This window comes from Streptococcus oralis, from assembly GCF_026782085.1.
GTDB lineage: Bacteria > Bacillota > Bacilli > Lactobacillales > Streptococcaceae > Streptococcus > Streptococcus oralis_DA.
Map to the genome: position 1 here is coordinate 680634 of NZ_JAKUVW010000004.1, position 22997 is coordinate 703630.

A 22997-nucleotide genomic window follows, 5' to 3' on the forward strand; every position below is an offset into this window, starting at 1 on the left:
TTATAGCAAAAAGCTTGGTCTAATTGAACTCTTTTTCACATCTTATAAAGTAGGGAGAAGATTTTATAAAAATAGTGAACAAATGTGCTCTACTTAATACTTGCACCATTGCTGGCAATGACATCCTTGTACCAGTAGAAGGATTTCTTCTTGCTCCGTTTGAGACTTCCTTGACCTGCATTATCACGATCCACATAGATAAAACCATAGCGCTTGTTCATTTCGCCTGTTCCAGCTGAAACCAGATCTATACAACCCCAAGTCGTATAACCAAGCAAGTCAACGCCATCTTGGTAAATAGCATCTCGCATAGCCTTGATGTGGGCTTCTAGATAAGCAATCCGATAGTCATCCGCTACATAGCCATTTTCATCTGGCGTATCCATAGCGCCGAGTCCATTTTCTACGATGAACATGGGTTTTTGATAACGATCCCAGATGGCATTGAGGGTGATACGAAGCCCCAGTGGGTCAATCTGCCAACCCCATTCAGAAGATTCTAGATAGGGATTTTTGATAGAGGCAAAGACATTTCCAGCTGTCAGATCCGTCATTTCTGGATCGCCTGAAGCCACTCGGCTCGCATAGTAAGAGAAGGAAACAAAGTCAACAGTGTGATTCTTTAATAAGTCCAAATCCTCTGCCGTCATTTCTATCTCAATTTCCTCACGCTCCCACTGCTTCTTGGCATAGTTTGGGTATTCCCCACGCGCTTGAACATCAATGAAAAAGTAACTCTTACGGTCTTCTTCCATGGCTGCCCAGTAGTCTCTCGGATGGGCAGTGTTAGGATAATATTGCCCTGCTGCCAACATACATCCCACCTTGTTTTCTGGATCAATTTCGTGAGCAATTTTAGTCGCCATAGCCGAGGCTACCAGCTCATGGTGGGCTGCTTGGTATTTGATCTGTTCTTGATTTTCTCCTTCTTCAAAACAAATCCCAGCTCCTAAAAAGGGGGCATGCAGAATCATATTGATTTCGTTGAAGGTGAGCCAGTACTTGACCAAGCCCTTGTAACGGGTAAAGAGGGTGCGACAGAGATTTGTGTAAAAGTCCAACATACAACGATTGCGCCAACCACCGTACTCCCTGATTAAGTGCATGGGGCAATCGAAATGTGTGATGGTCACCAGTGGTTCAATTCCATACTTGTGACATTCCTTAAATAAATCCTCATAAAAAGCTAGACCAGCTTCATTTGGCTCTGCTTCGTCACCTTGAGGAAAAATCCGAGTCCAAGCAATAGAGAGCCGATAGGTTTTAAATCCCATTTCTGCAAAAAGCGCAATATCTTCCTTGTAATGATGGTACATATCAATGGCTTCCTTTGCTGGGTAAAAATAGCCCTCCTCAAACGAAAACATCTTTTTCTGACCTGTGATAATGGCCTCACGGTCTGGACCAATCGGTACCACATCCACATTAGCAAGACCACGACCGTCCTGATTATAAGCACCCTCACATTGATTAGCCGCCGTTGCCCACCCCAGAGAAATCCTTCTGGAAATTGTAGTATTTCTGTCATCACTTTACCTCGATTGATTTATTACTTCTATTATACTAAAAAGGAGGCAAAAAGTTTTGAACTCTCTGGATAATGATAGCACTAAACTTACTTTTATATATACGAAAAAAAGACTGAAACCAGTCTTCTTTTTAAATCAAAGCCGTGATAGCCGTTACTAGACCAAAAACGATACCCGGTGCATTCGCTGCCGCAAGGGGAATATCTCTTTCTTTCTTGAAAAGACCGTAGTAAACCCAGAGACTACAGTTGATGGCTGCGACTAAGGGTTGGATGAAGTTCCCTTTTTGACCAGCCAAGTTGTTCATGATTTGTGGGAAGTAAGAGACATACATCATAACGGACATGAAGGTCGCTACCCAACCCAAAATTTTCATTTGTTTTTCAGACATTTTCAAAACCTCTTTCATTTTTATGAATCATATTTTATAATCTTTTTTCAAAACAATCAAGACTTTGTAGCTTTTGTTATGAAGATGTAAACTATCACAATCTTGTGATAAGAAAGAGGAAACAGAAAAAGACCGGATTGCTCCGATCTTTCAATAGTTCATATTCTCACGTTCTGTACTAAGAATAATTATGGTTAGCGTCAAATGATTAAGCGCTCTACTTCATACGATAAAAATCAATCACTAGACCAGCTGGACCTTTTACAAGCAAGGATTCTGTCCCCCAATCAGTTACAGCCAGATCGTGTAAAATCTCGACACCAATCTCTTTCAACCGTTGGTAGTTCTGCTCTACATCCTCAACCTCAATGTGAAGAATGATGCCTGACTGAAAATTTTCCAAAGGAATCAAATGATTTTGGGACAACATAAGACAATGACTGCCAATCGTGAACTGTGCAAAACTGTTGTCAACATAATCGGCTTTTTTATCCAAAATACGCTCCAAGTCAGCACAGACTTGAGGGACATCTGAAACAATAATATCTAATTGATTTAAATTCATTTACTATCCTCCAGAAAAAGACCGGATTGCTCCGATCTTTTCAAGTTCGACTCTAGAAAATCAAAGAATAAAATCTACAAAGTTTACATTTGATTTTCGACGAGAGGAATTATTTTATTGCGCGTGATTGCAATCCTTCTTCTTCCAAGAAGAAGCGGAATGGTACGAGTTCTTCTGCTTCGTATTTTTCCTTGAAGGCTTTGATTGCTTCTTCTGAGTGTTGTTTTGGATCCAACTCAAGTACTTCTACTGGAAGTGGACGGTGTTGAGAGATGCGAGCATCGATCACAACAGTTTTACCTTCTTTGTTCAATTTAACAGCTTCTGCAACAACTGCATCGATATCTTCGATACGGTCAACTGTAAATCCTACAGCACCTTGCGCTTCAGCGATTTTCGCATAGTCAGCATTAGGGAAGTCACAACCAAACAAGTGTTTGTTTGTGTCTTCGTATTTGTCCTTGATGAAGGCATATTTACCATTTGAGAAGACAACGTTGATAACTGGAAGGTCGTATTGAACGTTTGTGATAACGTCTGGGTAGCACATGTTGAATGCACCGTCACCCATGATGTTCCATACTTGGCGATCTGGATTGTCTTTCTTAGCAGCGATACCACCAGGAAGGGCAATACCCATTGTCGCAAAGAGTGGAGATGTACGCCACATGTTCTTAGGTGTCATGTGAAGGTGACGAGTAGATGTTTGAGTAGTGTCACCTACATCGATTGAGTAGATAGCGTCTTGATCAGCATGTTTGTTGATTGCATTGTAAACTTGGTACAATTGCAATTCACCCTCAGTTTTACCTTCGAGTTTGTTCATGTAATCACGCCAGTTTTGGTTGTTCTTAACGTTTGCACGCCACCATGGAGTAGATTCTACTGGGTTTACTTTGTCAAGGATTGCTTTCGCTGCTTGACCTGCATCACCAAGGATAGAAGCATCAAGGGCATGACGTTTACCAAGTTTGTATGGGTCGATGTCAACTTGGATGAATTTTTCAGTGTTCTTGAATGCTTCGTAAACTTCAGCAAATGGGAAGTTTGAACCAAGGAAAAGAACTGTGTCTGCTTCGAAGACCACTTCGTTAGCTGGTTTCCAACCAACACGGTAAGCAGAACCTGTCAAACCTTCGTAGTTCCATTCAAAAGCTTCAAAGTTTTTACCAGTTGTGATGATTGGTGCTTTGATTTTACGTGACAATTCAGTAATCACTTCACCTGCTTTAACACCACCGTAACCAGCATAGATAACTGGACGTTCAGCATTGTTCAGGATTTCAACTGCTTTGTCAATTTCAACTTCGTTCAAGGCAGGAGCGATGAATGAACGTTCGTACGAACCTGAACCGTAGTATGAGTTTTCATCGATTTCTTGGAAACCGAAGTTTACTGGGATTTCAACAACAGCTGGACCTTTTTTAGAAACTGCAGCGCGGCAAGCTTCGTCGATTACTTTTGGCAACTGCTCAGCGTAAGCGACACGTTTGTTGTAAACAGCGATACCGTTGTACATTGGGTTTTGGTTCAATTCTTGGAAGGCATCCATGTTGAGTTCGTTAACTGGACGTGATCCAAGGATAGCAAGGAATGGAGTGTTATCCATAGCTGCATCGTAAACACCGTTAATCAAGTGAGTCGCACCTGGACCACCTGAACCAACTGCAACCCCGATTGAGCCGCCGAATTTAGCTTGCATAACCGCTGCAAGAGCACCTGTTTCTTCGTGGCGAACTTGCAAGAAGCGGATATCTTTGTCTTCAGCCAAAGCGTCCATCAATGAGCTGAGTGTTCCTGATGGGATACCGTAGATTGTGTCTACACCCCATGTTTTCAATACGTTGAGCATTGCTGCAGATGCAGTAATTTTCCCTTGAGTCATAATGATAACTCTCCTTCAAATATTTTTAAAATTTGATTCATCCGTTTTCATATACTAATTGGAAACGTTTCAGCAAATTTTTACTCTACTACTTTACCACATTTGTTTTGGGTCTCCTAAGAATGTGCTCAGAAGTTTTGATTCTCTATTACAGTACAGTTTGAAAACGTTTTTCAGAACTGTTTTATAATAAAAAGCGAGCAAGCTCGCTTTTAGTCTATTTTACTAAAGTTTAGTAAGAGTGAACTAGTCAGAACAGATACAGAACTAAAGGCCATGGCTAGACCAGCCAGTTCTGGATTGAGAACGAGACCAATTCCTGAAAAGACTCCTGCTGCAATCGGAATGCCGGCGACATTGTAGATAAAGGCCCAGAAGAGGTTGAGCAGAATTCGATTAAAGGTTTTCTTACTCATGTCAAAGGCACGAACCACTCCTAGAAGGTTATTAGTTGTCAACACCAAATCTGCTGACTCGATGGCAATATCTGTTCCAGCTCCCATAGCAATCCCGACATCCGCTACACTGAGGGCAGGAGCGTCATTGATACCATCACCAACAAAGGCTACTTTTCCAGCTGATTGTAGTTTATGGATTTCATGGGCTTTTTCTTCTGGCAAGACACCTGCAATGACCTCTTCGATTCCGATCTGATCGGCAATAGCACGCGCCACGCCAGCATTATCCCCTGTCAGCATGACTGTTTTAAGTCCACGTTTTTTCAGCTGACTGATGGCTAACTTGGCATTTTCCTTGGGAATATCTTGCAGGGCAAGCAAGCCTTTGATTTCATTGTCAACAGCCAAGTAGACAACTGTCTTAGCTTCTTTTTCTAGTTCTTCTAGTTTTTCTTGATAAGTGCTAGAAATGTTCATGCCATCCAGCATTTTAGCATTTCCAAGCAGAACTTGTTTTCCATTGATTTGCCCTGAGACACCTTTTCCGTGCAAGGCTTGGAAATTTTCCACAGTTTGAATCTCAAGTCCAGCTTCACTCGCTCGCTTGACAATGGCCTCAGCCAGTGGGTGTTGGGAAGCTTCTTCCAAGGAGGCTGCCAATCCAAGCACTTCTACTTCGTCGCCGATGATATCTGTTACCACAGGTTTCCCTTCCGTCAAAGTCCCAGTCTTATCAAAGACAATAGTTTGAACTTTTTGGATTTCCTGTAGAACCGTTCCATTTTTGAGGAGAACCCCCATCTTGGCACTGCGACCTGTCCCCACCATAAGGGCCGTTGGTGTTGCAAGTCCTAGTGCACAAGGACAAGCGATAATCAAAACAGCCACCCCATAGAGAAGAGAAGAGACAAAGCTCGCTCCAAGCACGACTACACTATCCCTGAACAAGACAAACCATACCCAAAAGGTCACAATCCCTAAAATGACAACCGCTGGTACAAAAATCCCTGAAATCTTATCCGTCAAATCCTGAATTGGTGCTCGGCTGGTCTGGGCTTTCTTCACAAAGTCCACAATCTGAGCCAAAACTGTCTCTGAACCAACTTTTTCTGCCCTAAAAACAAGTGTTCCACTATTATTGATGGTGGAGCCAATGACAGTATCTCCAACTGTCTTGTCCACAGGCAGACTCTCACCTGTCACCATAGACTCATCAATACTAGAGATACCTTCTACTACGACCCCATCAACCGCAATCTTTTCACCGGGACGCACTCGAATCAGGTCACCTACCTTGACTTGCTCCAAGGGGACTTGAACATAGTTATCCTCACGCAAGACTTCTGCAGTTTTAGCCTGCAAATCCAGTAATTTCTCCACAGCTTGGGAAGTATTTTTTCGCATTTTTTCCTCAAAAACTGCTCCCAAAAGAACGAAGAAGAGGATAAAACCAGCACTTTCAAAGTAAACAGGAAGTCCAGTAAAGAGGGCAACTAGGCTATAGAGATAGGCCACTAGGGTTCCCAGAGCAACCAAGGTATCCATGTTGGCATTGTGCTTTTTAAAACTAGCCCAAGCACTTTGGATATAAGGACCACCTGCTACTAGCATAATCGGTGTTGTGGCTAAAAAGGTGCCCCAACGCATGACTTGGTGACTAATTCCTCCTGTCGACATTCCAATCATGAGGATTACAAGAGGCACAGTAAAGATACTAGTAATCCAAAAACGCTGTAAAAGTGATAGAGATTTTCGAGTCTTCTCAACTACGGTATAGCTTCCTTTTTGCATCTTCATACCACAAGAAAATTCATGTTGACCTAATTCTTGAGGTGTAAAACGAATGACTTTCTCCTCATCTACGCCGATTGGTTCCAAAATGCCTTCTTCTTCAAACAGAATTTCCTTGTAACAGTTTGAAGGAGTTGCTCGATGAAAGGTAATCTCAGCTGGAATCCCTTTTTGAAGCTGGATATGGGCTGGATGATAGCCTTTGTCTGCCGTGATACGGATTTTTTGAATGCCATTTTCTAGGCTTGCTTTTACAATTTCAGTCATATCATTCTCCTATTCTACAATCATCTTGCCGTGCATCATATTCATGCCACAAGAGAAACCATACTCTCCAGCCTGTTCAGGTGTGATTTCCACTACATACTCTTCACCCATAGGCAAGTCCGCATGCACTCCAAAATCTGGGAAAACAATCTGATCTAGGCAGGGTGAAGGGTCCTTACGGTCAAAGACGATACGGGCTGGCACTGATTTCTTAAGAATAATCAACTCAGGCGTATAGCCCCCCATGACTTCCACTCGGATCTCTTGGTAACCCTTTTTTTGCTGGGCCTTTTGTCCAGATTTTTCAGGCTTTTTGAAAAACCAAAACAAGATAAACGCGATAAGGGCAATACAAATAATGGTTACAATACTATTTAACATGACGTCTCCTTTACATACAATTACATCTTACTTCTGTTACAGCGCTTGATTTCTTCTTAGAAATCACTTCTTCCAATTCTTCCAAGTCAGCCTGAGTGAAATCACATTCCACAATCAAATCAGCCAACAAGTTCTTAATCCTACGGGAACAAACCTTGTCTTTGATATCTTGGACAAGCAAGTCTCGACTCTGGTCCAGAGTTAAAAGGGCTGAATAGACAAAGAACTTGCCTTCTTTTTTCCTTGTCAGACACTCTTTCTCAACCAAACGAGCCAAAAGAGTTTGAATGGTCGACTTGGACCAGTCGAACCGCTCCGCCAGAACCCTGATCAAATCCGTACTGGTCTGCTCTCCTTGCATCCAAATAATCTTCATGACCTGCCATTCTGCATCTGAAATCTGCATAATCACACCTCCTAAATCTACATTTGTCGATTACAGTTATTAGTATACTCCGAAAATCTACATTTGTCAACTATAATTTTTATTATTTTTTCGAAAAATAGAATTTTAATCCTGTAACGAGAGATTTGCAATCAAATTTTACTATATAAACTATAAAAATATGCTATACTGAAGAAAAAAGAAAACAACCACTAGGGGTGCGTAAAGCTGAGATTAACGACTGTTAGATCCCTTTGACTCAATCTAGGTAATGCTGGCTGATGGAAGTGGAAAATAGTGAGGACTACCCAGTCTTCTATTTCCTTCCTAAAACAGACTTGCTTGTTCTTAAGAATACAAACTTCAGTTGGTTGGGAGGTTTTAGATGACTTATTTACCCGTTGCTCTAACCATTGCTGGGACAGACCCTAGTGGCGGTGCTGGCATTATGGCTGATTTGAAGTCGTTCCAAGCTAGAGATGTCTATGGAATGGCCGTTGTGACCAGCCTTGTCGCTCAAAATACCAGAGGTGTTCAATTAATCGAGCACGTCTCTAACCAAATGCTGAAAGCTCAATTGGAGAGTGTCTTTTCGGATATCAAACCTCAGGCTGTAAAAACTGGTATGTTGGCAACTACTGAAATCATGGAAATCATCCAACCCTATCTTAAAAAGCTGGACTGTCCCTACGTGCTGGACCCTGTTATGGTCGCAACAAGCGGTGATACCCTGATAGATACTAGTGCGAGAAGCTACCTAAAAACAAACCTGCTTCCTCTTGCAAGCATCATTACACCCAATCTTCCTGAGGCAGAAGAGATTGTTGGTTTTTCAATCCATGATCCAGAAGACATGCAACGTGCTGGTCGCCTGATTTTAAAAGAATTTGGTCCTCAGTCTGTGGTAATCAAAGGTGGCCATCTCGAAGGCGGTGCCAAGGATTTCCTCTTTACTAAGGAGGAGCAATTTGTCTGGGAAAGTCCTAGAATTCAAACCTGTCACACCCATGGCACTGGATGTACTTTTGCTGCAGTGATTACGGCTGAACTAGCCAAGGGGAAAACCCTTTATCAGGCAGTCGATAAGGCCAAGGCCTTTATCACAAAAGCCATCCAAGAAGCTCCTCAACTCGGTCATGGTTCTGGCCCAGTCAACCATACAAGCTTTAAAGATTAAGAAAAAACTCTCTAGTTCCCACTTTAAGGGAATTAGAGAGTTTTTGATTAGAAAATAATGTCATCCAGCTTTGTTAAAAATGCTTGCGTTTTTGCTTCAATATCTTCTGCCTGCATCAAATCACGGACTACAGCTACACCAGCTATGCCAGTTGCAGCAAGTTGGTCAATGTTCTCTGACGTCAAGCCTCCAATAGCAACTACTGGAATGGCGACCGTTTGGCAAATTGTTTTCAAGGTTGAAATCAGGGTGATAGGTGCATTTTCTTTGGTCGTAGTCGGGAAAATGGCTCCTGTTCCCAAGTAATCCGCACCCGATGTTTCCGCCTCAAGAGCCCTTTTTTCTGTTTTAGCAGTAACACCGAGGATTTTTTCAGGACCCAAGACTTGGCGGGCAACCGAAACTGGTAGTTCATCGTCGCCAATATGCAAACCTGCAGCATCGACTGCAAGACAGATATCCAACCGATCATCGATAATTAAGGGGACTTGGTAAGCATCTGTTATTTCCTTGACTTGTTTTGCCAGTTGATAGTATTGATTGGTTGTGAGATTTTTTTCTCGTAGTTGGATGATGGTAACACCTGAACGGCAGGCCGTCTCGACTTTTTCAAGAAAATTTTCCAAGGAATCTTGGTAGCGATTGGTGACCAGATATAGTCTGAGTGCTTCTCTATTCATAAACATCTCCTTTGATGGCTTCTAGCCAATTTTCATCTCTTTTTAGGAGAGAGAGTTGGTTGAGAACTTGGTAACGAAAATCTTCCAATCCCATTCCTTGAACAAGTATTCTCTCAGCAGCGATATTGAGATAAGAAACTGCTAGGCAAGAAGCTTCAAATGCAGTCTTTCCTTGGCTGAGAAAAACGGATGTCAAGGCTCCAACTAAGTCTCCTGTCCCTGTTATCCAGTCTAATTCTGCACAGCCATTTCCCAATATTGCAACCTGATTCTCCGAAACAATGAGGTCCTTGGGTCCAGTGACTAAAAATGACATACCAGGATAAAGCTGACACCAGTCTTTCAAGACTTGGAGCAAATCCTCAGTTTCTTGATCTTTAGCACTAGCATCGACCCCAACTCCGTGGTGCTTTAAACCAACAAGACTCCGTATTTCCGACATATTTCCTTTAAGGACTGTGGGCTTGTATTCTAAAAGTTCTCTGACTAGATTCTTACGAATGGATGATGCTGCTAGGCCAACCGCATCTACTACCATTGGTAGAGAAGCTTGATTTGCATAAGAAGCTGCCATACGGATTGCTTTTTCCTTCTCAGCAGACAAATGCCCCAAATTGATGAAGAGAGCCTGGCTTTGTTTGGTAAAATCAAGAACCTCACGGGGATCATCTGCCATAACAGGTTTGCATCCCAGAGCCAAAATGCCATTGGCCAGCATCTCGCAGGAAATCTCATTGGTGATGCAGTGAATCAAGGAACTTGCTACCAGAGGGAAAGGATTTGTAAACGCCTGCATCAGTCTATCCTTTCTCCAAAGAAATATCCCTGCACTTTTTTAAAGAATTCCTGCTTGATTAAAAATCGAAAGGCGAGGAAAGCTATGGCTGTACCGATCAAGGTTGCTCCGAAAAATCGAGGGGTATAGATAAACCAGCTAAGCTTGGCCGCAGATCCTGTAAAGAGAACCATAACAGGATAGGAAACAATGGAACCGATTATCCCTGTTCCCAAGATTTCTCCTAGAGCAGAATAGTGAAATTTTCGACCATACTTATAAAAGAGACCTGCAAGGAGGGCTCCGAAAGTAGCTCCTGTTAGGGCCAAAGGGGGAATGCCCTGAGTAGACATACGGATAAAGGCTGTGACTGTAGCCATGACCAAGGCATAAACAGGTCCCATCAAGATCCCTGCAAGGATATTGACTACACTGGACATCGGTGCCATTCCTTCAATTCGAAAGATGGGTGTAAGAACTACGTCAAGAGCAATCATCATGGACAAAACGGTTAATTTGTGAACTTGTAGTTGGTGCTTTCTCATTTTCTATTTCTTCTCTGTTTCTAAGGACTGCAAATCACTCGTCCAGGTTTGATGTTGGTAAGCCATCTCCCAAAACTTGGCTTCCATGTGGACACTTCGGTGGAAGGCCTCTAGCATTTTTTGTTTGTCCGTCTCGTCGCTTTCTCGATAGAGCTGATTAACCAGCGCTTCTTCCTCTTTAATCTGCTGTTCTAACTCATCGGTGATATAGGTTTCAATCCACTGTTGATAAAGAGGATTCGGGGATGGTTTGCGATTAAGTGCCTTGCCCAAATCATGGTATAACCAAGGACATGGAAGCAAACTAGCAAAAGCGATGCCCAAGTTTTGCTCTGCAAACTGGCGATAAATATGAGAAATGTAATGATAACAGGTTGGAGCGATTGGATGTTGCTCCATTTCCTGGTCGCTGATTCCTAATTCCTTGAAAAATTGTTGGCGAATAAACAACTCACCCTCCACTAGACTCTGGGCATTTTGTTTCAAGAGTCTTTTCATCTCCTCGTTTGAAGTCTTACCAGCCAAGAGGTGATAGGCTTCTGAGAAGGACTTCAGATAGTAGGCATCCTGAATCAGGTAATAGCGGAAAATAGAAGGTTCCAACGTTCCCTCTTGTAACTGTAAAACAAAGGGATGCTGAAAGGAAGCCTGCCAAGCTTCCTTGGATAATTCCATCGCAATATCTGTAAATTCCATAATAACTCCTTTATAGAAATAAACTGGTTTGAAGCAATAAAAAGAACAGCAGGTAGATTAATTTTGTTTTTTTAGGAATATAAAAAGTCCGATAGCGATTCTCCAACTGTGCATGCTCATCATATCCATGTGCAGACAAAGCTCTCAGGTAAAGATGGCGCCACCTAAAAACCGTCATCAGAACCTTACTATAAATCAAGGGAGACCAAACATGCAGTTTTTGACCACGCAATAAGCAAGCTTCCTTGAGGGACTTGATTTCCTGCTGAATGAGGGGAAAGGAATTGAATACCACAATCAAGGCATAGGCCCAAGAACGCGATAACCCCTTTTGAGCCAAGTACAAGAGAAGCTCTTTTAGGGAAATACTAGAAACAAAGACAAGACCAATACAAACCGTTACAAAAGCTCTCGTTCCAAGCATCACTGCCTGCGAAGCATCCCCATGTAACTGAACTGCCCAATAGTTAGCAAAGGATGGCAAAATGGCGAGCACAATCATCCAAGCCAACATTTTAAATCGACGATGATAGAGCAAAAAGAGGATGCAAAATGTGACTACCAAAAGATTCAGAGCAATCGAAGGAATGAAGGATGTTTCCAAGGATAAAATCAGCAAGAAAAGACTGATAACCGGTGTCTTGGTTGCTACTTTGATCATACTACTTCACCTCCCCTAGAGTATCATTATTCAGAGAGGGGAGAGGTTTGCTGATGGTCACTTCTTGAAGATGGCTGAGACCCTCTCTCATCATCTCGATCCAATAATCGACCACAGAGATCAAGGGATCTAAACGATGGCTAATAATCAAAAAACTTCTTCCTTGATTTCTGTCCTCCAACATCCACTGACAAAAATAATGGCAGGCTCTATCATCCAAACCAGCAAAAGGTTCATCTAGCAAAATCACAGAAGCCTTGCTGGTGAAGATGGTCAATAGCTGAAGAATCTTTTGCTGACCACCACTTAATTGATAAGGACTCTTATCGAGTGCCTGCTCCAGATTAAAATATCCTAGAGCTTGGAGAATCCGCTGATTTCTTTCAGTGTCTGAGCTATCTAATTGCAGTTCCTCTCGCAGACTGACTCGGATAAACTGCTTCTCAGCTTCCTGAACAACACCCGTTAAGTCACGGTACAAACTCTTTTTCTTTTTGAGAACCGATCCCTTCCAGGTAATGCGCCCTTTATACTTTTGAAATTGAAGAATAGAGCGAAAGAAGGTTGATTTCCCGACACCATTATCACCCAAGATACAGGAAATTCCTTGGTAGATAGTAAAATCCGTAATCGAAAAGAGGGGGCGATTTCCCAGCTCACAAGTCACACGGTCCATATGGAATAGTTCTGGGTTAGAAGCAACTTCCTTTGAAGAAACCTGTGTCATCTCAGAGGTAGGGATTTTATTTATTTCCCTTAGTTGTCCATCTCTTAGCTCCACCATATGGTCGATATAGGCTTCATAATCAGATAAATCATGGTCGCATAAAATAACTGTCTTCCCATCAGAGGCCAACTCTTTTAGAATCTCCAATATCTCCAGCCTGCTCTTGCGGTCAATGGAAGCAAAGGGCTCATCCAAGAGATAGACCCTAGGATTCATGGCAAAGAGAACAGCCAGCGCAGCCTTTTGCTTTTCCCCACCTGATAAGTGATGGATGGGACGGTGCAAGATTGCCTCGCAACGACATTGCCGGACTACCTCAGCTATTTTAGTATCAATCTCTTGGAGGGGATGGCCAATATTCTCCAAGGTAAAAACCAGTTCCTCAAACAAATTCTCCATGGTAAATTGATGATTGGGATTTTGAAAGAGAATACCAACCGTCTGAACACGTTCAACGGTAGAAAGCTGACTAACCTCGCTCCCGTCTATCAGGACTTGACCACTATAGGGAAGAGAAATGACTTGAGCAATAATTTGAAAGAGACTGGATTTTCCTGAACCACTGCTCCCAACTAATAAGGTAAAAGCTTGCCCATGAAAAGTAAAATCAATCGGCTCCGAAAAGATTGAGGACTGAATCCCCCGTAGTTCCAGCCCCATCTACGCCTTTCCTCCAGCTGCAAACTGATGATAGAGTTTGACAATGGCACGAACCAAAATGGTACAGAAGAAAAAGACAGAAACAAAACGAACCACAAGCAAGGAAAGGACAAAAGGAAGGGAGAAGGCGTAGTAACCTAACTTAATGTATTCATAGACAAAGCTAACAAGCGTAATCCCAATACTATTAGCAGTTAGAGAGAGCCAACTTTCATAGCGATTCTTGGTTACGAGAAAACCAAATTCACTTCCCAAGCCTTGAACCAAGCCAGACAAAAGAGCGCCTAGGCCGAATTGGCTACCATAAAGAACTTCAGCAAGCGCAGCGAGCACTTCTCCAATCGTCGCACTTCCGACTCTTGGAACAAAGATGGCCGCAATGGGCGCAGCCATACACCAGAGACCAAAGAGGATTTCATTGGCAAAGGCCTGCAAACCAAGAGGGGCCAAGATTAGGGTGAGGATATCAAATAGATAGCCCGAACCCACAAAAACGCCACCAAAAAAGATAGACAAGAAAGCAAGCAAGATAACATCTTTTAACTGCCATTTTTTAAACATAAAAAACTCCTTTTTTAAAGAAAAGTGGGGCATTCAAGGAGAGCTACCGAAAGGCTTGTCGTCAGGCCTATCCTCTTTTGATAAACAAAAAAACTCCAATTACAAACGAGAATTAGAGTTTACCTTACAAGATTAGACAGTTCTTTTCGACATACGAAAAAAACCTTTTCACATTTCCCTTCGCCAGTATTAACTGTATCAGGTTCAATGGGTATCATCTCAGCCTAAAGCACCCCAAATGTCTTTATTATTTTATTACTGGACCAGTATAACAGAATTTGAAAGCCCTAGCAAGATATTTGACCGGAAAATATATTTATATAGTTTGTTTGTTCATTCTTTTAATCTACATAAAAGGATTGAATTTATCCTATAATTCATAACCAATATCAAAAAAGGCTAATTCTAAAGCAACTGCTTGATTCCAGCGTTGCTGAAGTTCTGTCAAATCTTCTCGATTTTTCCCGACACGATTGAGTTCGTCAACCAGAAATTGAACCCACTCTGTAAAGAAAGGACCTCTGTGGAGATTGACCCATTCTAAATGAATATAGGCTTCAGGTAGAGCCAAATCTTTAGAACCCCAGTCTAAATAGAGACCTTCTGCAATGACCAGCATGACCAAAAGATGAGCATAGTCTGATGAAGCCACAGCAGAATACATTAGCTCCTGAAACGCTTTTGTTACAGGGTGCAAGGTCACTTCTAGATAGTCATTCTCTGCTACTTTTAACTCTTTGAAAGCCTTTTGGAAATAACCATCTTCATCTGCTTCAAGAAAGCCTAGTTGTTTGGCAAAACGAAGTTTGGATTCAAGCTGGTCTGCGTGAGCTACACAAGCTCCCAGCATGGATAAGAAAGCATCAAAGAAATGATAATCTTGAATCAGGTAGTCTTTTAAGACCTTATTCTCAATTGTCCCCGCAAAAAGTTCCTTGACAAAACGATGATTGATTGCAGCCTGCCAATCCTTCTGACTGCTTTTTAATAATTCTCCAACGGTCAAACCTGGCTGAAATGCATAGTCTTGTGTTTCCATATTTATTTTTCCTTTCTTTACTCCTTAGTAATCAATAAAATATCAAGAGATACCAAGCAAAATCGTAATTCCACTTGATACTTTTAAAGAACATCGAGGGCATTTGCAGATAGCTACCTAAACAAGCCTATCCAGTTTGTATAAACAAAAAAACTCCAATTACAAACGAGAATTAGAGTTTACCTTACAAGATTAGACAGTTTCCTTCAACATAAGAAAAAAAACTTTTCACATTTCCCTTCGCCAGTATTAACTGTATCAGGTTCAATGGGTATCATCTCAGCCTAAAGCACCCCAAATGTCTTTATTATTTAATTACTGGACCAGTATAACAGAATTTGAAAGCCCTAGCAAGATATTTGACTGGAAAATATATTTATATAGTTTCTGATAACGATTTAATCTTTCTATACACGAAGAAAAACCTCCACATCAGGTGGAGGCCTTCAACTTTATCAATACAATTTCAAATCACGAGGATCGACTGGGAAGGTTGGGTTGTATGGGTTATGACGGAGTTTGAAGTGTTTGACATCCTCAATAGTCTGAGTTCCAGATAACTGCATGACTGTCTTCAATTCTGCATTCAAGTGCTCAAAGACTTGACGCACACCAACACTACCACCGAGAGCCAAACCATAGATCACAGGGCGACCAATAGCTACCAAATCTGCTCCTGAAGCCAAGGCTTTAAAGACGTGTTGACCGCGACGAACACCAGAGTCAAAGACAATTGGCACACGTTTATCAACTGCTTCTGCTACTTCTTGAAGTGAGTCAAAGGCAGCTGGCCCACCGTCGATTTGGCGGCCACCGTGGTTGGTTACCCAGATACCAGAAGCACCTGCGGCAAGAGAACGTTCAACGTCCTCACGGCATTGTGGCCCCTTGACATACACAGGAAGTCCTGAGTATTCAGCGATAAATTCGACATCGCGTGGAGACAAGCGTTGTTTGGCTGACTTGTAAACAAAGTCCATTGATTTTCCAACACCTTCTGGCAGGTATTCTTCAACAATCGGCATGCCAACTGGGAAGACAAAACCATTACGCTTATCTACTTCACGATTGCCCCCTACAGTTGCATCTGCTGTCAAGACAATCGCTTTGTAGCCTTCAGCCTTTACACGGTCCATGATGTGGCGGTTAATGCCGTCATCCTTACTAAAGTAAAATTGGAACCAATGAGGTGTCCCTTGAAGGGCTTCCGTAATTTCAGGAAGGTCAACAGTAGAGTAAGAGCTGGTTGTATAAAGAGAACCAAACTCATGCACACCACGCGCAGTCGCCACTTCACCCTGTTCATTTGCCAATTTATGAGCCGCAACAGGCGCCATAATGATTGGTGAAGACAATTTTTCACCTGCAAATTCAATCTCTGTACTTGGATTTTCAACATCACAAAGAGTATGAGGAACGATGAGTTTGTGGTTAAAGGCGCGAATATTCTCACGTAAAGTAAAAGTATCTTCCGCCCCACTAGCGATATAACCAAATGCTGCTTTAGGAATAACTTGTTGCGCCATTGGCTCCAAATCATAGGTATTGATGAAATCTACATGACCTTCTGCATTGCTTGTTTTGTATGACATAAAATGTCCTCCTTGATAAGTAAGCGTTTACTTTGTATATTACAAAAAATATTCTAACTCTTTTTTCAAAATTTTTCAAATATTTTGTTTGGAAATTTCATGCTTTCAATCATTTTACAGAGATAATTAAAAATGATGAACTTTCTTAAGTTATGGAAATTCAAATAATCTTTTCATTTTCTAATACTTTATCATCAAATTGTTCAGCTAGTATAGTTGCTGAGTGATAAAGTTCCTTTGCTTTATTTTTATCATTTTCAAAATAAAGATAGCACTTAGCTTCAAATACTGAAATTCCAGATTTATAGACTTGCAACATTGTTACTGATAAAATTTCATTCATCTTTTTTACTAGAGATATCATATGCTTATAGTCACTATGAACAACATAAACACCCGCTATGGCACAAAGAACTGATAGTAGCTCTACATTATACATTTCATCACTAACTAATTGCTGTTTCAACAACTTAATCCGAAAATCATCTAATGCTCTCTTCTATAAATCAAGTCTTGACATTGCATAGCAAAATAATCAATTAATAGTAAATCATTGAATGTGTAAACTTGCTTTAGTGTTACTTGCTTAAAATAATCATCAAAAATATCTTCAGCGAAACTACCTGTCCCTGTCCTTATCAAGTCTAATATTCTTTCAATCAAGTCTAGACTCAGCAACTCTTCCTCAGGAAGAGCTAGTTCTTTATTTTCAAGAAAAGTATCTATCGGAACTTTTAATCGCTTAGATAAATATTGTAACTTAGTAATTGTTGGCAAGGATTGCCCAAGCTCAGTACGCATCAGCTGTTTGATTATTAAGTCAGCTTCTGTCCACAGACCTCTTCTCTCGTCAATTTGTGACGTTCACGTTTCTGTCTTACTCTATGACCAATTTCAGTTTTAATATCTGTTGTCATTCTTACCTCTAACCACAATCCATAAATTAACATACTTTTAATTCTTCGGCTAAAAATTAACAATAATTCTTTTTCAAATCCGTCATATTATTTTCCAAAACTTGGATGTCTTGGCTGACTTTGAGAATGACAATGCTGCCTTGAATACTGGAGATGACTTGACGGGCCTGCAACTGCGCCCGCTCTTCTGACCAGTCAGCATGCAGGTCTTGCAAGAGGCTAGCTAACTTCTCTGTCCACTGGGTCATAAAATCATTGAGAGGACAGCGGAAGTTCTCATCTTCTGTGGACAATGCCACAATCAGATTACCAATTGGGCAACCATAAAAGACCGTCTGACTTTCATGAAATTGATAAACCCAGTCAATCATATCCGAAAATTTGTCACTGTCAGACTTGTCTGCTTCAAAAATATCTTCAAAAAGCTCTTTTCGCCAATTTGCTAAAATATCTTGAATGACCGTCAAACCAATTTCCTTCTTAGATTTGAAATAATAATAAAGCTGCCCCTTGCCAACATCAGCTGCCTCCATGATGTCACTGATGGAGGTGGCCACATAACCCTTCTGATAAATCAATTCCTCAGCACTTTGTAAAATACGCTCTTTAACGCTCATCTGCTCACCTCTCTTTTTTACTATTATAGCATATTCAGAGTCTGGGACCAAACCATTGAAATCACCTCCTTTTGCCACTGTTTTATCATTAAAATTTTTGTTCTGAGCAAATTGATTTACAAATTCAATTCTAGATGTTATTATAATTGTACCGAACGGTCAGTATATAACTAAAACTACCATTTGGAAAATCATCAAACTAACAGTCTAAATTCCTATTGGCTGTTAATCAAATCATATTAGGAGGAATCATGTTCAATCAGAAAAATGTCGCATTTGTTATCACAGACCCGCAAGTTGAATTCTTAAAATCTACTGGTAAAGGATTCGGAGCAACTAAAGACGTTCTTGAAAAAGTTAATACTATTGAAAATCTGACAAAGCTTTTCGCTCTTGCTCAAGAGCGTGGCTACAAGCGTTTTATCTCACCGCACTACTTCTATCCACACGATCACAAGTGGCAATTTAAAGCTGCTGGTGAAACGATGATGATTGAAAACGAAATGTTTTGGCGTGATAGCCAGTATTCAGCAATTCCAGAAGGCTCTGGAGCAGATATGATTGAAGAGATTAAACCATTTTTGGATGAAGATACTATTGTTGTCAACGGACATAAAATCTTTGGCCCAGAAAGCAACGACCTTAACCTTCAACTCCGCAAAAATGGTATCGACACCGTCATCTTGGCTGGTATGAATGCTAATCTCTGCGTGGATTCACACATGCGTGAACTCATAGAATTAGGCTACAATGTCATTGTTGTTAACGATGCTGTCGGTGCTCCAGGTGAAGAAGCCTACCAAGCTGCCCTGACAAACTATGGCTACATTGCCAACCAAGTTTTGACAACTGAGGAAGTTATCGCTCAACTTTAGTATTAAAAACAAAATCAGGTAATCCTTGTGACTACCTGATTTTCTATGTTTTAAGCATTTTGCCAATTTTCTTGGTCTTCTTTAAAGCGTTTTAAGAGAGCCAATCCCTCTGGTGTGATGTAACCTTCTTCTTGGGCTAGGTGAATGAGCTCGCTATAGTTAGATAGTGTCACCAATTTCACATCAGCATCCGCAAAATTCTTATCGGCTTTCGGCAATTGATAACTGAAAATCGCTACAACTCCAAGCACATCGGCTCCTTCGCGTTTAGCAGCTGCTACAGCTTCAAGAACAGACCCACCAGTTGAAATGAGGTCTTCAACAACAACCATCTTTTGCCCCTGAGCTACGCGACCTTCGATTTGATTACCAGCTCCGTGGTCTTTTGGTTTGCTGCGGATGTAGGCAAAAGGCAAGTTCATCTTGTCAGCGATGATAGCTCCGTGTGGAATTCCTGCTGTCGCAGTTCCTGCAATCACTTCTACTTCTGGAAATTCTGCTTTAATTGCTTCCACAAAACCATTTTCAATCAAGCTACGAGTCTCTGGATAGGCAAGCGTCACACGATTGTCAGTATAAATCGGCGATTTGATACCAGATGCCCAAGTAAAAGGCTCCTCTGGTTTGAGATAAACGGCTTGGATTTTCAAGAGGTGGCTAGCGATATCTTTAGCAAGTGTCATAGTATTCTCCTTTTGTTTTTATAATCTATTTCTTTAATTTCTGTCTTGGTTCCATTCATCCTTGATAGCATGATAAGTTGTAACAGGATCCTCAGCTTGGGTAATGGGACGTCCTACTACGATATAGTCACTACCGATTTGATAAGCATCCGCTGGCGTCATGACGCGTTTTTGGTCTCCAACCGCAGCTCCCGCCGGACGAATTCCCGGTGTCAGACAGATAAAATCTGGATTGGTGGCCTGTTTGATGAGTTGCACTTCCTGAGCCGAGCAAACAACACCATCCAAGCCCGCTTCAGCTGTCTTCTTGGCATAGTGAATCACAGACTCTTGCAGACTGGTTTGGATATTTTGAAAGTCTCTCATTTGTTCTTCAGAAGTTGAAGTCAATTGAGTGACAGCAATCAATTTTGCTTCTTTTCCAAGACCTTCACGCGCAGCCTTCATCATCTCCACACCACCAGCAGCATGAACATTTGTCATATCTACACCAAGCTGAGATAAGACCTTCATGGCAGATTTGACTGTATTTGGAATATCATGTAGCTTGAGGTCCAAAAAGACACTATGCCCCAGTGACTTCAAATAACGAACAACTTCTGGACCTTCCGCATAATAAAGCTCCATCCCTACTTTTAGATAAAGACTTTCTTCTGCTGGGAAAAGAGATAAAAATTCCTTGACCGCCTCAAAACTAGGAAAATCAAGAGCAATAACTGGACGATGTTCACGCATACCTTTCTCCTTTTACCTTTACGAGCAAGAGAGTATGGTCAAAAATAAACCACGAAAAAAGGAACCTGCCAACAGCAAGGTTCCACGAAAAATGGGTAGTCTCCACCCTTTCACCGTCTAACCTTAGCCGCCTCTCTGGACTGCTTTAAAGGTTTTTTTCTATTCTATTATTTATAGTAGGACTTGTCAAGCAAAAACTCGAAACTAGACTTCTATACCATTCAAAATCAAGAGGAAAAGTTAGTCTAACGACTCTGTGATTGCTGGCTCGTTTGGCTTTGATTTCCCTGTTCTTCTTGTTTTTTCTTTTCTTCTTCCTGTTTTTTCTTCTCAGCTTCCTTGGCCTCTTGTTTGGCTTTTTCTTCTGCTTCTTCTATCAGCTTATCCGCTATCGTGTAGCTGTATACTCCAGCTTCCATATCGACTACACTCGGTTCTGACAATTGTGGCTTGATTTTGCTGTAATAAGGCAATTTCTTGCTCAATTCTGATAGGGGAACCAAAACCTCATCTGTATCCAGCATGGTAATTTTTAAAAGATCTGCTGTTGCCTTGCTCGGTGCTAATTCGATTTTCTGGATTTGACTCTTGATATCCTCACTGATGGTAGACAATCCTGTTATCAGCTTTTTCACCTGCTGCTCATCGTTAAAGGTAACTGTTAGATAAGTCTCAGGCAAGTTTAAGCGATCAACAGGAGTTGACTCTACTGTACCACTAGACAGAATAGGATAATGTTCTTCACCAGACACATAATAACCAACAATATCAAATTCCTTAACCTCAATCGTAAAGTTAGTCGGAAATTGATAGTTAATCTTCGCTGATTCTATCCAATGATTGGACTTGATTCGCTCAGCGTATGTTTCCTTATCCAACAATAGGGCTAAAGTATAGTCGCTATCTTGAATTCCAGAAGCCTGTTTGATGTCATCCGCATGCGTGTTACTATTTCCCTTAACCTCGATATTTTTGATGGTCGAAAGCGGAGTCAATAGATAGACTGAAAGTAGGAGGACCAGGACACTGGGTACCAAGATACTCACAGCTCGCCAAATATGAACAGGTGCAATTTTAGGTTTGGCTGGTTTCTCTGGTTTTTCTTTTTTCTTCTTCTTTTCTTCTTTGACTTTAGGATCATCCTTTTTAGATTTCTCTTTTTTTTCGGAAGGTTCCTTGCTTGGACTTGAGGCTTCCTTATCTGATTCACTCGATGATTTCTTGGATTCCTCCAATAGTTTCGAGTTGGCTTCCTTACGAGCTTGTTTTTCCTTTTCCTTCTCTTCAGCTAGGGCAGCTTCTTCCTCAGCCTTCTTCTTCAGGTATTCCTGGTTTCGTTTCTGCCATTCAGACAATTCTTGCTTGGGGTTTGATTCTTTTTTCTTATCCTTTGACATTGATATTCCTTATGCTAGGTCTTTTCTTAGTAGATCGTAAAAATCTGCAAGAGATTTCAACTCAGTCGAAGCTTTCATGCTAGCTTGGTATTGGTCCTTATGACTAAGCAAGTGACTGAGTTTCTCCTCCAAGCTTTCCAAGGTCAAGTCACTTTCTTGAAGTTCTTCTGCATAGCCTTTCTTAACAAAGTAAGCTGCATTTTCAATCTGGTCTCCTCGACTTGCTTCACGACCCAATGGTACGATGAGATGGAGTTTCGCCATGGCCAAGAGCTCGAAAATCGTATTGGCACCGCCACGCGTCACTACCACATCTGCCATCTCCATCAAGGGTTGATAGAGATCCGTCACATAATCAACACGAAAGAGATTTTGACTCAACTCATTGAGGCTTGAATCTCCAGTGAGATTGATAATATTGTAGCGCTCTGTCAGTTCTTGCTTATGATCTGTCACTAATTGGTTAAATACACGAGCTCCTGCAGAACCACCAACAAACAATACCGTTGGCAATTTAGGATTAAAGTGGGTTTGGATATCTACCAATTCATCTGGTTCAGGAGTTTTTTGGTCTGAAACCTTGGTCACTGCTCCCACATGCTCGACTTTTGCGAGACCAGCAGCCTGCTCAAAGGTTGAATACATCTTGGTCGCAAATTTATAGGCAATTTTATTGGCCAAGCCCATAGACAGGTCTGATTCATGAATAAAGACAGGCACTCCTGACACTCGCGCTGCGATAACCGGCGGTACAGAGACAAATCCTCCCTTAGAAAAAAGAGCCTGTGGACGCAGTCGTAACATGATAAAGAGCGATTGAACAATTCCCCAACCAACTTTAAAGACGTCCAGCATATTTTGCCAAGAGAAATAGCGACGCAACTTCCCAGTCGCAATAGAGTGGAAGGTCACATTCAAACCTGACTTGAGGATTTCTTGGTGTTCGATTCCGTGTTTATCACCAATATAGTGAACTTCCCAGCCGTCTTCGATGAACTTGGGCATTAACAAAAGGTTGAGGGTGACATGTCCAACCGTCCCCCCACCTGTAAAGACAATTTTTTTCAT

The 22997-nt window shown here is 41.5% G+C and carries 24 protein-coding genes, 1 pseudogene and 3 riboswitches; of the genes and pseudogenes, 2 read left to right on the plus strand and 23 right to left on the minus strand.

All coding sequences use genetic code 11. From position 1 onward, the window contains the following. Positions 1 to 89 precede the first annotated feature (89 nt). From MK395_RS05545 to MK395_RS05575, 7 genes and pseudogenes are all read right to left on the minus strand, one after another. Positions 90 to 1528, minus strand: a pseudogene (locus MK395_RS05545) (6-phospho-beta-glucosidase). A 131-nt stretch (positions 1529 to 1659) separates the two neighbouring features. Beyond that, positions 1660 to 1920 (minus strand): SemiSWEET family transporter, encoded by a 261-nt coding sequence (locus tag MK395_RS05550; RefSeq protein ID WP_001291473.1) that lies wholly within the window; start codon positions 1918 to 1920, stop codon positions 1660 to 1662. A gap of 217 nt (positions 1921 to 2137) precedes the next feature. Next, a complete protein-coding gene (locus MK395_RS05555) occupies positions 2138 to 2485 on the minus strand; it encodes a VOC family protein (protein WP_268711452.1) in 348 nt (115 codons plus the stop codon). Positions 2486 to 2594: 109 nt separating this feature from the next. Beyond that, complete coding sequence (spxB, locus tag MK395_RS05560) at positions 2595 to 4370, minus strand: pyruvate oxidase (RefSeq protein ID WP_268711453.1); 1776 nt, start codon at positions 4368 to 4370, stop codon at positions 2595 to 2597. Between the two features lie 212 nt (positions 4371 to 4582). Further along, a complete protein-coding gene (locus MK395_RS05565; RefSeq protein WP_268711454.1) occupies positions 4583 to 6826 on the minus strand; it encodes a heavy metal translocating P-type ATPase in 2244 nt (747 codons plus the stop codon). A 9-nt stretch (positions 6827 to 6835) separates the two neighbouring features. After that, the gene (locus MK395_RS05570) at positions 6836 to 7207 is read right to left on the minus strand and encodes a cupredoxin domain-containing protein (RefSeq protein WP_000935055.1); all 372 of its coding nucleotides are present in this window, start codon (positions 7205 to 7207) and stop codon (positions 6836 to 6838) included. A 10-nt stretch (positions 7208 to 7217) separates the two neighbouring features. Beyond that, positions 7218 to 7613, minus strand: coding sequence for a CopY/TcrY family copper transport repressor (locus MK395_RS05575; protein WP_268711455.1), 396 nt, complete (start codon positions 7611 to 7613; stop codon positions 7218 to 7220). A 183-nt stretch (positions 7614 to 7796) separates the two neighbouring features. Next, a riboswitch (TPP riboswitch) is annotated at positions 7797 to 7895 on the plus strand. 82 nt (positions 7896 to 7977) lie between these two features. Between MK395_RS05575 and thiD the strand changes: the two genes are divergently transcribed. Beyond that, entirely contained in the window at positions 7978 to 8769 is a 792-nt protein-coding gene (gene thiD, locus MK395_RS05580) for a bifunctional hydroxymethylpyrimidine kinase/phosphomethylpyrimidine kinase (protein ID WP_000221729.1), read from the plus strand. A 47-nt stretch (positions 8770 to 8816) separates the two neighbouring features. Here thiD and thiE read toward each other — a convergent pair whose 3' ends face one another. From thiE to MK395_RS05640, 12 genes are all read right to left on the minus strand, one after another. Beyond that, a complete protein-coding gene (gene thiE / locus MK395_RS05585) occupies positions 8817 to 9449 on the minus strand; it encodes a thiamine phosphate synthase (RefSeq protein WP_042902536.1) in 633 nt (210 codons plus the stop codon). Continuing rightward, on the minus strand, positions 9442 to 10245 hold the full coding sequence (thiM, locus tag MK395_RS05590; protein WP_042902537.1) for a hydroxyethylthiazole kinase: 804 nt from the start codon (positions 10243 to 10245) through the stop codon (positions 9442 to 9444). The genes thiE and thiM overlap by 8 nt, the downstream gene beginning before the upstream one ends. Then, positions 10245 to 10769 (minus strand): energy coupling factor transporter S component ThiW, encoded by a 525-nt coding sequence (gene thiW, locus MK395_RS05595; protein ID WP_042902538.1) that lies wholly within the window; start codon positions 10767 to 10769, stop codon positions 10245 to 10247. Before thiW ends, thiM begins: the two co-directional genes overlap by 1 nt. A gap of 3 nt (positions 10770 to 10772) precedes the next feature. After that, a complete protein-coding gene (gene tenA / locus MK395_RS05600) occupies positions 10773 to 11465 on the minus strand; it encodes a thiaminase II (protein WP_042902539.1) in 693 nt (230 codons plus the stop codon). A 10-nt stretch (positions 11466 to 11475) separates the two neighbouring features. Further along, positions 11476 to 12126 (minus strand): energy-coupling factor transporter transmembrane component T, encoded by a 651-nt coding sequence (locus MK395_RS05605; RefSeq protein ID WP_268711456.1) that lies wholly within the window; start codon positions 12124 to 12126, stop codon positions 11476 to 11478. A gap of 1 nt (position 12127) precedes the next feature. Then, complete coding sequence (locus MK395_RS05610; RefSeq protein ID WP_042902541.1) at positions 12128 to 13513, minus strand: ATP-binding cassette domain-containing protein; 1386 nt, start codon at positions 13511 to 13513, stop codon at positions 12128 to 12130. Continuing rightward, the gene (locus MK395_RS05615; RefSeq protein WP_042902542.1) at positions 13514 to 14074 is read right to left on the minus strand and encodes an ECF transporter S component; all 561 of its coding nucleotides are present in this window, start codon (positions 14072 to 14074) and stop codon (positions 13514 to 13516) included. A gap of 158 nt (positions 14075 to 14232) precedes the next feature. Beyond that, positions 14233 to 14321: riboswitch (TPP riboswitch) on the minus strand. A 123-nt stretch (positions 14322 to 14444) separates the two neighbouring features. After that, positions 14445 to 15113: a TenA family protein gene (locus MK395_RS05620; RefSeq protein ID WP_000449829.1), complete on the minus strand. Its 669-nt coding sequence runs from the start codon at positions 15111 to 15113 to the stop codon at positions 14445 to 14447. Between the two features lie 218 nt (positions 15114 to 15331). After that, positions 15332 to 15420: riboswitch (TPP riboswitch) on the minus strand. Positions 15421 to 15568: 148 nt separating this feature from the next. Beyond that, positions 15569 to 16705, minus strand: coding sequence for an L-lactate oxidase (lctO, locus tag MK395_RS05625; RefSeq protein ID WP_268711457.1), 1137 nt, complete (start codon positions 16703 to 16705; stop codon positions 15569 to 15571). Between the two features lie 160 nt (positions 16706 to 16865). Continuing rightward, on the minus strand, positions 16866 to 17171 hold the full coding sequence (locus MK395_RS05630; protein WP_162838149.1) for a hypothetical protein: 306 nt from the start codon (positions 17169 to 17171) through the stop codon (positions 16866 to 16868). Between the two features lie 20 nt (positions 17172 to 17191). Then, entirely contained in the window at positions 17192 to 17506 is a 315-nt protein-coding gene (locus MK395_RS05635) for a hypothetical protein (RefSeq protein WP_268711458.1), read from the minus strand. A 172-nt stretch (positions 17507 to 17678) separates the two neighbouring features. Beyond that, positions 17679 to 18239, minus strand: coding sequence for a TetR/AcrR family transcriptional regulator (locus MK395_RS05640; protein WP_084857115.1), 561 nt, complete (start codon positions 18237 to 18239; stop codon positions 17679 to 17681). A 251-nt stretch (positions 18240 to 18490) separates the two neighbouring features. Here MK395_RS05640 and MK395_RS05645 point away from each other — a divergent pair, with 251 nt between their 5' ends. Then, complete coding sequence (locus MK395_RS05645; protein WP_084857112.1) at positions 18491 to 19114, plus strand: cysteine hydrolase family protein; 624 nt, start codon at positions 18491 to 18493, stop codon at positions 19112 to 19114. 50 nt (positions 19115 to 19164) lie between these two features. Here the strand turns inward: MK395_RS05645 and pyrE are convergent, their stop codons facing one another. The 4 genes from pyrE to MK395_RS05665 form a co-directional block, all read right to left on the minus strand. After that, entirely contained in the window at positions 19165 to 19797 is a 633-nt protein-coding gene (gene pyrE / locus MK395_RS05650; RefSeq protein WP_247931268.1) for an orotate phosphoribosyltransferase, read from the minus strand. 33 nt (positions 19798 to 19830) lie between these two features. Then, positions 19831 to 20532 (minus strand): orotidine-5'-phosphate decarboxylase, encoded by a 702-nt coding sequence (gene pyrF, locus MK395_RS05655; RefSeq protein WP_268711459.1) that lies wholly within the window; start codon positions 20530 to 20532, stop codon positions 19831 to 19833. Between the two features lie 245 nt (positions 20533 to 20777). Further along, positions 20778 to 21929, minus strand: coding sequence for a cell division protein FtsQ/DivIB (locus MK395_RS05660; RefSeq protein ID WP_268711460.1), 1152 nt, complete (start codon positions 21927 to 21929; stop codon positions 20778 to 20780). Positions 21930 to 21938: 9 nt separating this feature from the next. Next, the gene (locus tag MK395_RS05665; protein ID WP_268711461.1) at positions 21939 to 22997 is read right to left on the minus strand and encodes a UDP-N-acetylglucosamine--N-acetylmuramyl-(pentapeptide) pyrophosphoryl-undecaprenol N-acetylglucosamine transferase; all 1059 of its coding nucleotides are present in this window, start codon (positions 22995 to 22997) and stop codon (positions 21939 to 21941) included.